The following is a 12174-nucleotide window of genomic DNA, read 5'->3' as shown; positions in this document are numbered from 1 at the left end:
CAGTCAAGGATCATTGGTGACAAGTTAAAGCAGAGCGTAACAAGTCGTGTAAAACTTACGAAAGACGAATGGTTGAGCGATTTGAATAACCATAAGCAAAAATCCAAAATTAAACCGAGACGAAGAGCAAAAAAAACACAACGTTTGATCGTAGAAGATCGAGCAATTGCTCGATTTTCTAGAAGCATTATTTACTCCAGCAGCAGTCTTAACGGACGAAGATACTGGAGATGAACCCTTTCTGCATCTTGTGAGAAATGCGAAATTGGTACACAAAAAAAATCTCTAATTGGGGCTTTTACTAACTCATATAAGGCGATAGCATACTTTAAAGAGAATTATTGTAACTAAGATAACAGTATTATTGGAAAACTGCAATTGTTATTAATTTTCTCTACTGTTGTTTTGCTGAATATCTAGGAGCTTTTTTATGACGACGGCAAACTACCTTGCTGAACCAACCTCTCAAGAAAACTACCGAAGTCCTTTTAGCCGATGGAATAAATCAAGTTGGATACGGAGCAAACCATTTCGAGAGTGCGACATTGGTAACGTTGAAGGTTTACCCTTTTCTCCAGATCTCGTTCCAGTTGCAACTCATCCTGCCATTGTGTCAGTTCCGACTCATCGGATAACGTTTCTAGCTTATCGACTCCTTGCTCATTTGCAATTCACAACCTTATTAGAATTGAGCCATGTCAATCCCGTTTGCAAGAGTCTGGCTCTGGGACGAGCGCCCATTTATTTGAGCACTCTCCAGCAAAATGACGCTTTGAGAATTTACTGCGATGAAGGAGGACATGCTCTTTTTGTAGAACTATTTTCAACTCAGGTGGAAGATGCATTTGGACTCAACCGCTCGGTTGTTGGTCGTCCTCAATTTGACCGCATCATCGAGAAAATCATTACTCAACATCAAACTCGACTGTCACCCAATCTCATTAGATTATTTTTTGTCACTATCTCAGAAACTCTGGTGACAAAAGTCCTAAACGATATTCCCCACGATCCTCAAGTCGCTTCCATTGTCCGTGCAGTCATCGGCAATCATGCGGCTGACGAAGCTTTACACAGCGTTTATTTCCGTGGCTTGTTCCCTGCCCTTTGGCAAAGCCTTACATCCTATGACAAGGAGGAAATGGGTCAATTACTGCCACAATTGGTCTGGGCATTTCTAGGTCCCGATCATCAACTTGAATACAGCATCCTGCGCCGCTTAGGATTTGATGCCAAGGATTCAGAAGGAATTCTAGAAGAGGTTTACGTACCCGATCGAGTCGCCCAGGTTGTTCGGCAAGCTGCTAATCCAACCTTAAAGATGTTTGCAGCGGCAGGAGTATTCGATAATCCTGCAATTGAACGAATTTTCGCAGATTACAAATTGATATGAGGATGACTACCATGAAACAGGCCACTATCATTCGACATATTGCCTTTGAGGATCTGGGAAGTTTAGCTGAAGCCTTGAATCAACGAAACTATACCTTGAGATATGTAGAAGCTGGCTCAGATGACTTGACTAGCATTGATCTTAGCACAGATCTGCTGGTGATTCTCGGAGGTCCAATTGGAGCTTGCGATGAGCACGATTACCCATTCTTAGTTGATGAGCTGCATTTGTTAGAACGCCGTCTTGCTGAAGATTTACCTACATTGGGGATTTGCTTGGGGGCACAGTTAATGGCTCGTGCCTTGGGAGCAAGAGTCTATCCAGGTTCGCAAAAGGAGATTGGGTGGTTTCCTCTAGAGTTAAGTTCAATAGGTCAGAAAACATCGCTTGCTCACCTGGAAGGAGATCGAACAGCCGTTCTCCACTGGCATGGAGACACCTTCGATTTGCCTACTGACGCTACTCATTTAGCCTCTAGCTCACTTTACCACAATCAAGCTTTTTCCTGGAAGCAAAGAGGGTTGGCGTTGCAGTTTCATCCAGAAGTCACAGCTAAACAGCTAGAGCAGTGGTTTATCGGTCACGCCTGTGAGATTGAGGCAACGCCTGATATTACAGTAGCTAAACTTCGAGAAGAAACAGTTCGTTACGCTGAGCGACTATCAATTCAAGCAGCGAAATTCTGGCAAGATTGGTTAGGATCTTTGGCAACTTCTGAAAGCAGAGAAAAGAACGTAGTTACCAGCATCTAACCCCATCTTCATGGCTGGGGTTAGATTTGATTGTTGCCCCGAACGCTGAAAACGGTCATGAATTTTCGACCTGCACTGTCCTGTAGAAACTACCCAATTCTGAGTATTAGAAAGATTCTTATGAAGAGTAAAAAAGTGTATTTAACAGGTCTTGCATATGAGCTAGGAGATCTTTGTGATATTAGAGAAATAGACGATTTGAAAAGAAGTTCTCAACTTCTAGACATGCTATTAATGCTTAATTTAGATAAATACAGTAAAAGTCAACTAACAGCATCAGAGCTTGCTAAAAATAGCATCTTGCAAACTCTAGAGAAAGCACAAGTTTGCCGAAAAGATATTGATGTAGTTATATACGCTACTAATAGTTTTTGGAATTTAGGTGCTGGGGTGAATGGTACTGGATTACCAGAAGTTGCTCGTCTGATCGACGAATTAGCATTAGAGCAAGCTTATCCTATAGGAATAAATCTTTCTGAGTGTGGAAATTTACACTCAGCCTTAAGGGTAGCAGCAAGTTTAGTCAGAGCAGGAGATTGTGAAAATGTTTTGATAGTCACTACTGATAAGAATTCAGAGGAAGAAAGAATACTTCAGGGTACATTGTCAGTATTAAGTGATGGAGCAGCAAGTTTTCTTCTAACTAACTCTAGAGAAAAAGGAGAATTTGAACTACTTTGCACTAGTCAATATATAAATTCAAAAGCTAGTAATATCGATCCGAAAACACCAGAATTCCTCGAAGAGACAATTAAAGGGGTAAAACAAACCGCGAACATAGCCTTAAAGAAAATAAACAAAAAGCCCAACGATTTTCGCCGGCTAATAACCAATTGTTATAACATTTCAGTATCCAGAACCTTTTGTCATATCTTGGGTTTTAATGAGGCTCAAACCTATACTAAAAACATTTCGAGATTTGCTCACGCCTGGGCCTCAGATAACATAATAAATTTGCATGACTTTTCTATCGAAAGCCCTCTTTTAACAGATGAACTTGCCATGTTGATTGGAACAGGATCGAGTGGATGGGGATGTAGTTTGTTATCTAAAACTTGAAGATTGAAACTATGTTTTTGCCGAAATATAGTTAGATGTCGCGACTAGAAATTGAAATTGAAAATATTCTTTTGAGGAAGTATACGGAAAAAGTTTACAGATAAATTGCCTTTCCGTTATATATATTCCGCTAACTCAACATATATGGTAGGAATAGTAATTTATGTTTAATGTTAGTGATACTGTAAATGTCGGTGATGCTATATCTGTAAAGAACGCGCGTTGGTCTTTTGGTGGTAATGTACCGCAGACATTCGATCAGCACGTTAGCCGTTCGGTGCCGCAGTATGAACAAGGTCACAAGATTGTTGTAGCACTGTCCGATTTTTTTATTCGTAACGGTTCGGTAGTTTATGAATTAGGCTGCTCGACAGGTGAACTTACGCGCCGACTAGCTGAGGCTAATTGCGATCGTGATGTTTCTATTACCGGTTTAGAAATTGAGCGAGCGATGGTTGAAGTGGCAAATCGCAAAAACTCGGACTTATCAAAGGTCAAGATTTGTCAAGCTGATATCTTGGATGCGGAACTAGATGCTGCCGATTTGATTGTTGCTTACTACACCATCCAATTCGTTAATCCTGCCATGCGACAACTATTATTTAACAAAATCTACAACAGCTTGAACTGGGGCGGCGGCTTCATTCTTTTTGAAAAAGTTAGAGCTGCCGACGCTCGTTTTCAGGACATAATGGCGTTGAGCCGAGATACGTGTAAAATCGTGCCACATCTCCTTCTGACCCTTGCCAGTCAAAGCTTTCAAGCTTCACTGCCAAGCAATCTGCTCCACGTCTCTCTGTAAATCTTCACTCGTCCCGCGAACATAAACCATCGTCGTATCAAGAGAATCATGTCCCATGATTTGAGCCAAACGATGCAAAGGTACAGTTTCAGCCATTCGATAGCCAAAGCGATGGCGTAAATCGTGAGGACTAATATCTTCAAACCCAGCAATTCGAGCATATTTACTAACTAAATAGCCCAAGGCACGGGTAGTTATGGCAGATTTAGTTTTTCGAGAAACAAATAACCAACTACCTTTTACTGTGGGAAGATACTCTAGCAACATCTTTCTGACTGTGGCATTAAGAGGCACTTCTCGATACTTATTTCGTTTGCCATAAACCTGTAGATAGCCACTACGTTTTCTCAAATGAATATGCCCTTTCTTTAGCTGACAAACCTCTGCTGCTCTCAAGCCTGTATGAAGCATCAAAATGATTATCGTGCGATCGCGAGCAGAACCATAATTGGTAACAGCCGAAACTATCGCCGATTCCTCCCCATCGCTAATTTGACGTGGCGAAGATTTAATCAGAGGAATTAATTTAACTACTTTTGCGGGGTTACTAGTAATTTTCTGACCTTCCACAGCGAGCGCAAAATAGGATTTAAGAGTTACTAAATAGCGATTAATCGAAGCAGGAGCTAACTTTAGCTGAGATTGAAGATAGCTACGATAGCGAGTCAAAGTAGGAGTTGTAATTTTGGTTAAATTGAACCCGACTTTTGCCGAGTTAATACTTTTTGTTTCATACCAAGTAATAAAAGAACGTAAATCTGACAAATAATTACGAACCGTTACGGGACTAATATCTCTTTGTCCGCGCAGATAAAGTTCGTAGTCAGCTAATTCCTGACGACCTAATGGAGATAAAGATGTGGTAGCATCAGGCTTCATAACTACGAAATATGCAGGTGATTCATCGTCGGCGACGGGGGGTCACTCTTCAATGCTACCGAGGAAAAACCTTAGCAGACATTAAGAATTGAAGTTAATTACAGCATTAGCAGACATAAACGGTAAGATTATGGCAGTTTTATGTCTGCTAATATCAGTTATCAGACACGATGAAAACACTATCAGATGGAGGTGATGAGAAATTACATCAATCGAGCGTACTGCTTACCCTCGTTTTAAACCCAATCCCAGTAACAAAGAATTAATTGAGCTTTACACCCCAACATCCGCAGAAATTAAATTAGCTACATCTAAGACTCGAAGTTACGACGGACAGTTTAGCTTTCTAGTTATGCTCAAAACCTTTCAGCGTTTGGGCTATTTCTGTCAATTCGAGTTTATCCCCCTTCCCATTATCGACCATATCCGTAGCTGTTTGAATTTAGGTAAAAAGAAGAGCGCGATCGCTCCCGAACGTTCTTGCCGTCGCTACAGAGAAGCAATTCGGCAGTATTTGAAAATATCTACCTACAACAAACAAGGACAAAAAATCATAGCTAAAGCAGTGGGAGTTGCAGCTACAGTTCGCGACCATCCTGCGGATTTAGTTAATGTCGCTATCGAAGAACTGGTTAAAGAACGCTACGAATTACCAGCCTTCAGCACGCTAGACCGTCTGGTACTGCATATTAGAACAGTAATTAATAATCGCCTGTTTAGAAAAGTAGCTAGTTCCCTTTCGGTGACTGAGATTTCTTATCTCGATAGTTTATTAATCGATGACCCCGATTCGGATTCGGTAACTCTTAACGAAGTCAAACAACTCCCTAAAAAAGCTACATTAAATCAAATCAAGAAGCTATTAGCTAAATTCGAGCGTTTGATGTCTTTTGGCGATGCAAAGAGACTATTTTCGACTATTGCCACCACTAAAATCAAACATTTTGCTGCCTATGCTCGAACCTTAGATGCAGCCGAATTTCAAGATATTCTCCTACCCAAACGGAGAACTTTACTGCTGTCTCTAATATATCAATCCCAAGTCAAAGCCAGAGACAATTTAGTATCCATGTTTCTCAAACGGTTGGCTACCATTCACAATCGAGGTAAGGAAAGGCTAGAGCAAATTAGAGAAGAACAAAGAGCTATGACTGAGGCTCTTTTGGGGGTTTTTGGAGAGGTGCTTGATGCTAATGATGCTACTGACAACGAAATAATCTTAGGTCGGCAGGTAAAATCTCTCATTCAAACTCATGGTGGAAGCGAGAAGATACGCGCAAATTTGGAAGAAGTCACCGCTTACAACAACGATAATTACCTTCCCTTATTAAGAAAATACTACTCTAACTACCGTGCTTCTCTATTCAAGCTAATTCAGGGCTTAGAGCTACGTTCCACCACTCAAGATCGTTCGGTAATAGACGCAGTAACCTTCTTGCTCGATAATCAGCACCGAAGAGGAAAATGGCTACCCCCAACGGTGGAGTTAGATTTTGTCTCAGAAGCTTGGCGTAAATTGATCAAAACCCAGAAGAGAAACAATCCCATGTATCTACGTCGTTCCTTTGAAATCTGTATTTTTTCCTATCTGGCAAATGAGTTAAAGACGGGAAATATTTGCGTTGAGGGTTCGGAGAGTTTTGCTGACTATCGCGAACAGTTATTATCTTGGGAGCAATGCCAAAAGTCCCTTCAATCCTACTGTGAGGAATTAGATTTTCCGACTGAAGCCGAAGAGTTCGTCGCATCTTTAAAAACTCAATTAAGCGAATTGAGCCATTCGATAGACCAACTTTGCCAACAAGGAGATTTTATTAGTATCAATGAAGATGGTGAACACGTTCTAAAAAAGGTTCAGGCAAAAACACCATCAACCGACGCTGCTGCATTAGAGAAAGCGATTCTTCAACGAATGCCAGAACGCAGTATCTTAGATATTCTCTGTAATGTAGAGCATTGGCTCAATTGGACGAGACATTTTGGGATGCTTTCTGGTTCAGAGCCAAAGATAGATAAACCCCAGGAACGCTATATCCTAACTGCTTTTGCTTATGGCTGTAATCTGGGAGCGAATCAGATGGCACGTCATGCGAGAAGAAAGATAAGTTCCCATGCTCTGTCGTACACCAACCGCCGTCATATCAGTGCCAAGAAATTAGAAGCAGCAATTCGAGATATTATCAACAGCTACAATCGCTTTAACCTTCCTAAAATCTGGGGTACGGGGAAATGAGCAGCAGCCGATGGTACGAAGTTTAATATCTACGAGAATAATTTAGTAGCAGAATATCACATCAGGTATGGAGGCTATGGTGGTATTGCCTATCACCACGTAGCCGACAATTATATTGCTTTGTTTACTCACTTCATTACTTGTGGAGTCTGGGAGGCAGTCTATATTCTCGATGGACTGCTGAAAAACACCTCGGATATTCAGCCCGATACTCTCCATGCGGATACTCAAGGTCAGTCATCTCCTGTATTTGCTTTGGCTCACTTGCTGGGTATCAAGTTAATGCCGAGGATTCGCAACTGGAAAGACTGTAACTTTTATCGTGCCAGTACTGACGATAAATATCAATATCTTGAGCCTTTGTTTGGAGATGTCATTAATTGGGAGCTAATTAAAACCCATTGGCAGGATTTGATGCGAGTAGTACTGTCCATCAGAGCAGGAAAGCTGATGCCCTCAACTATCTTGAGAAAATTGGGAACCTATAGTCGCAAGAATAGACTATATCAGGCTTTTCGAGAATTAGGCAGGGTAGTGAGGACTATGTTTCTACTACAATATATTTCCGACATGGGTTTGAGGAGGCAAATTACTTCCTGTACCAATATCGTAGAAGCATATAACGGTTTTTCTAAATGGCTGTTCTTTGGTAAAGATGGACTGATTACTGACAATGACCCCTTAGAACAGGAAAAACGGCTTAAGTATCTCGATTTAGTTGCCAATTCGATTATTTTGCAGAATGCTTTTGATATTTCTTCGATTATCCGTTCTTTGAGTGCGGAGGGATATGTCATTAAGCCTCGAACTTTAGCTACTTTGAGTCCTTATCTGACAGGTCATCTCAAGCGTTATGGAGATTATATAGTTGATTTTGATAACTTGCCTCAACCTCTGGAGACAGTGATGGTGATTCCTATAGAACCTGAAATGTAATCAGGGTAGTGGTTAGAGGGAGATGTGGCACGATTTTACACGTATCTCGGCTCAACGCCAGGTTATCGCAACCATTGGTAGCTTAGAAGTTGATATCGAGACTATCACAACCATCAGCATAAATCCGACTAAACTTAAGTTGACTTTAAGAAAAAGAGAAAAATCAGAGTAATGTATGGCGCAAATCCTCAAGAAAAACATCCAATGCCAGGATTCCCCCAAATTTGTTTTATCAAGAACACCGTTAAAAATCCTAAAATCATTATTGGAGACTACACATATTACGACGATCCAGAAGATTCAGAAAATTTTGAGCGTAATGTTTTATATCACTATTCTTTTAGCCAAGACAAATTAATTATTGGTAAATTTTGTGCTTTGGCTAGGGGAATAAAATTTATTATGAATGGCGCAAATCATCAGCTATCTGGATTTTCTACTTATCCTTTTTATATCTTTGGCAAGGGTTGGTCAAAAGTAACTCCAAAAGATGAAGAATTACCATTCAAAGGGGATACATTAGTCGGAAATGATGTTTGGATTGGTTATGAGTCTGTAATTATGCCTGGAGTAAAAGTGGGAGATGGCGCGATTATAGCTGCTAAATCAGTTGTAGTTAATGATGTCTTACCATATACCATTGTCGGAGGTAATCCTGCTCAAATTATTAAGCAAAGATTTAATGACGATATAGTTGAAAAACTACTAGAAATTGCTTGGTGGAATTGGGATATCAAGAAAATATCAGCTAACTTAGATAGAATTGCGGCTGCTGATATTCAGGCTTTGCTGTCAGCTTAGAATAGTTTTTTCGTAATTGTTTTTACCGTTTTCAGTCAAATCTACTTCAAAGTACTTCTTCAATTTAATCCATCCAAAAGTTCTCAAACCTTTGGGGCGACATCTGAGTATAGCGAACTGTGTGGTGAATATTTTTATGTCCCAAGTAATCCTGAATCGCTCTCTTATCATGTCCTTGGGCAGCTAAATAGTATCCGCACCCATGACGCAGTTGATGTGGACGAACCTGAAAGGAAAGACCAGCTAATTCTCCCGCCCTACCTATAATGTGACGAATAGAACGAGTTGATAAAGGAGCTTTGCGTTCGGAGACAAAAACATAGCTCGTATCGGCATAGTCTCTCTGAATTTGGCGTAAGGCTCTTATTTCGGGAGAGCGTAGGGGATGAATACTGTCGCGACCGTGTTTGACCCGATGAACTTCAATGTAACCACCTGCTAAATCTATCTGCATCCATTTGAGGGCAACTAATTCAGCAGTTCTCAAGCCGTGACGAAACATCAGTAAAATAATTCCTCCATCTCTGATGCCATGACGACCTACTTTTTTAGCTGCGCGAATCATCGCATTAATTTCTGAGCTACGCAAGTATTCTCTTTCTCTGGTTGATGGTTTTTTGGGTGGAGGAGAAAACTTTGCCTTTAAGGGAAGTTGGGCAGTGGTTTGTAGCATGGGTTAGGTCCTCATGCTGATGTTTATATCTTCATGATACTTTGCCTAGAATGCTTCATTCTAGGCAATGTTTTGATTTGTATTTCTTATCATTCAGACCGAAAAATGGTATAAAAAATCACAATTATTTTGAGGCTGCACTTCGTTGCACGAACCTTCTATTTCCGCCAAGTAGTAGCAGTGGATGCGGTCGGCTCTTCAATTTTTAATTTTCCTTTCAAACCTTATTTAATGAACGGAATTGGCTTGAGCTGGCAACCTGCTAACCTAGACACCCAATACATCGACCGAGTAAAAATAGTTTCAGATTTGGAAGCATTCTCAACTTGCCACCTGTTAGCCAAAAAAGAAGGTCTTCTAGTTGGAGGGTCTAGTGGAGCAGTATTATTTGCCTGCTTGTGTGCAGTCCTGGAAAAACAGAATCCACAGAGGGTATTGGGTATTATGCCCGATAGTGGAACGAATTATTTAAAGGAAATTTTTAGTGATGAATGGCTAAGTCAGAAAAATTTAAAGCTATTTGCCAACTTAGACGAATTGTTTGACGCTATCAAACATACCACTCCCAGTAAACCATTGAATTTAGTTTGCTGATGAAAAATATTAATTATATTGCTGAACCTTAGTATTATACACCTCAATGTTTTGGGATGAGTATTGTTAAGTACGCTTCTGTGTAATTTATCGAAGAAAAGCTGTATCAGTAGTTTCTAGAATCGTAAAACACAAAAGTACTGGCGTTTCATTTACTCATTTTCAGGAAATGACTCAACAGGCAAAAGATAGATTATCAGAAAGAGCGAAGAAAATCGGTGCATTCATCACGATATTAATACTTCTTTTTATTCAAGGCGCGATGTATCTACTTCCCTTGTTGTCACCTGGACAGGTTCGGCAAGTCTGAATTCAATTCAACTTTGGGAATAGTCTTTCTAGACTTACTTTAAACAACTTGTAAAGTCTAATTGTTCCCTTTATCAATAGACACTTTTTGGTTTTTGGCAATTCCTTCGAAACACGCGAAATGTAAGTTTTAAGTTTGATTCTTACTTGCCCATTTACTTTCTTTTTCGGTTTTCCCCTTGAAATAAGATGCCTCCAAAGAAGTTTTATGCAAAGGATAATATTGTTATTCGTTCTGACACTGTGCTTTCTGATTCTGCTGGTTAGCACAGCTCAAGGTATTTTTATTGCTTATCCACTGCTGCTGACTCTCACTATTATAACTTTTGTTTATGTTTGGCAAGGATTTACACTTCAGTCTCTCATTCGAATGGCTATTGTCGGCAGTCAAAAGTCTTTTTCAATTTTAATTATTTTGCTTTTGATTGGGGCTTTAACTTCTGTTTGGATGGCTGCTGGCACCATTCCAGCCCTTATTTATTATGGAGTTAAAGTTATTAATCCTCAATACTTTATCCTTTCTGCATTTATCTTAACGAGCTTTGTTTCTCTGCTCATCGGCACTTCTTTTGGTACTGTTAGCACAATTGGTGTGACTCTTATGGCAATCGCTAGAGGCAGCAATGTTAATCTACCTCTGATTGCTGGAACGATTATTGCTGGAGCTTATTTTGGAGATCGATGCTCGCCTATGTCTTCTAGTGCTCACTTAATCGCTAGCTTAACTGAAACCAACATCTATCAAAATCTCAAAAATATGATGAGCAGGAGCAACCTGGTGTCGCTGCTTGGTTCCATTCTTGTTTATGGGGTTTTATCGTGGTTGAATCCAATTGCAGAAGTCAAACATTCTCTCACTCTAGCAATCAACCAAGTTTTTGAAGTTAACTTCATCGTCTTACTACCTGCATTAGTAATTTTAGTTCTCTCTTTGGTGCAGATCGAAGTCAAGCTTACCATGCTAGTCAGCGTGATAATTGCTCTAGCAATTGGCATAGAAATCCAGCACTACTCTTTGGCGGAACTTTTTAAATTTGTCATGCTCGGTTACAGCTTAGAAGAACCATCCTTGAATAACATTTTAAGGGGAGGAGGCGTTCTTTCTATGGCTAAGGTTTCATTAGTTGTAATTATCTCTACTGCAATAGCTGGCATTTTCGCTGGAACAAAAACTTTATCGATGATTGAAAGGTTTGTAAATCAAGCCAAATCGAGAAGAGCATTATTTTTGAGAACAATTACAATTTCTTTAGCTGCTGCCGCCTTTGGCTGTACCCAAACTATTGCTATCGTTCTAACGCAGCAGCTTGTTCAAAAAAAATACGAACAAGAACAACTCGATAACTATCAGTTGGCAGTAGACCTTGAAAACACAGCAGTTGTTTTGTCTCCATTAATTCCTTGGAACATTGCTGGATTAGTTCCTGTTACTGTGCTCATGACCGACTCAAGTTTTATTCCTTATGCATTCTACTTATATTTTTTACCACTGTTTTACTTGGCTCGATTGGAAATAAAGCAGAGATATTTATGAAATATAACTTTTAAGCTGAGAGCGATCGCCTGATTGGTCGCTTTTTGAATTCGTCAACAGTATCAAGTTTGTGAAAAATTGGCATACAAAAATTATCTTAAATTGGCTCATTACATCAGTCTATTTGCTCTTATATGATGAGATGATATCTAATTCGCGAATTTTTTTACCGTGCACTGATAAAAGAAATTTAGTAGCAAACGCTTAGCAGA

At 39.9% G+C, this 12174-nt stretch carries 9 protein-coding genes and 1 pseudogene; 8 read left to right on the top strand and 2 right to left on the bottom strand.

The window, feature by feature from the left end:
• Positions 1 to 430: 430 nt before the first annotated feature.
• The 4 genes from ACLFKQ_RS15770 (at position 431) to ACLFKQ_RS15755 (ending at position 4003) form a co-directional block, all read left to right on the top strand.
• On the top strand, positions 431 to 1390 hold the full coding sequence (locus tag ACLFKQ_RS15770) for a diiron oxygenase (RefSeq protein WP_449000737.1): 960 nt from the start codon (positions 431 to 433) through the stop codon (positions 1388 to 1390).
• A gap of 11 nt (positions 1391 to 1401) precedes the next feature.
• Positions 1402 to 2142 (top strand): glutamine amidotransferase, encoded by a 741-nt coding sequence (locus ACLFKQ_RS15765; protein ID WP_449000736.1) that lies wholly within the window; start codon positions 1402 to 1404, stop codon positions 2140 to 2142.
• Positions 2143 to 2262: 120 nt separating this feature from the next.
• The gene (locus ACLFKQ_RS15760; RefSeq protein WP_449000735.1) at positions 2263 to 3201 is read left to right on the top strand and encodes a hypothetical protein; all 939 of its coding nucleotides are present in this window, start codon (positions 2263 to 2265) and stop codon (positions 3199 to 3201) included.
• Between the two features lie 163 nt (positions 3202 to 3364).
• Positions 3365 to 4003, top strand: coding sequence for a methyltransferase domain-containing protein (locus ACLFKQ_RS15755; protein WP_449000734.1), 639 nt, complete (start codon positions 3365 to 3367; stop codon positions 4001 to 4003).
• On the opposite strand, the gene ACLFKQ_RS15750 is transcribed toward ACLFKQ_RS15755, so the two are convergent.
• Positions 3968 to 4882 (bottom strand): tyrosine-type recombinase/integrase, encoded by a 915-nt coding sequence (locus ACLFKQ_RS15750; protein WP_449000150.1) that lies wholly within the window; start codon positions 4880 to 4882, stop codon positions 3968 to 3970. The two genes, ACLFKQ_RS15755 and ACLFKQ_RS15750, sit on opposite strands and share 36 nt — an antisense overlap.
• A 202-nt stretch (positions 4883 to 5084) precedes the next feature.
• Between ACLFKQ_RS15750 and ACLFKQ_RS15745 the strand changes: the two are divergent.
• Together ACLFKQ_RS15745 and ACLFKQ_RS15740 are read left to right on the top strand one after the other, a co-directional pair.
• Positions 5085 to 8051 (top strand): annotated as a pseudogene (locus tag ACLFKQ_RS15745) (Tn3 family transposase).
• 171 nt (positions 8052 to 8222) lie between these two features.
• Entirely contained in the window at positions 8223 to 8852 is a 630-nt protein-coding gene (locus ACLFKQ_RS15740) for a Vat family streptogramin A O-acetyltransferase (RefSeq protein ID WP_449000733.1), read from the top strand.
• A 64-nt stretch (positions 8853 to 8916) separates the two neighbouring features.
• Here ACLFKQ_RS15740 and ACLFKQ_RS15735 read toward each other — a convergent pair whose 3' ends face one another.
• Positions 8917 to 9525: a tyrosine-type recombinase/integrase gene (locus tag ACLFKQ_RS15735; protein WP_449000732.1), complete on the bottom strand. Its 609-nt coding sequence runs from the start codon at positions 9523 to 9525 to the stop codon at positions 8917 to 8919.
• A 129-nt stretch (positions 9526 to 9654) separates the two neighbouring features.
• On the opposite strand from ACLFKQ_RS15735, the gene ACLFKQ_RS15730 reads away from it, so the two are divergent.
• On the top strand, positions 9655 to 10119 hold the full coding sequence (locus ACLFKQ_RS15730) for a pyridoxal-phosphate dependent enzyme (protein WP_449000731.1): 465 nt from the start codon (positions 9655 to 9657) through the stop codon (positions 10117 to 10119).
• Positions 10120 to 10636: 517 nt separating this feature from the next.
• On the top strand, positions 10637 to 11962 hold the full coding sequence (locus tag ACLFKQ_RS15725; RefSeq protein ID WP_449001046.1) for a Na+/H+ antiporter NhaC family protein: 1326 nt from the start codon (positions 10637 to 10639) through the stop codon (positions 11960 to 11962).
• The last annotated feature ends 212 nt before the right edge of the window (positions 11963 to 12174 follow it).

Source organism: Myxosarcina sp. GI1(2024) (assembly GCF_053543375.1).
This window is presented reverse-complemented; position numbering and strand designations above follow the sequence as displayed.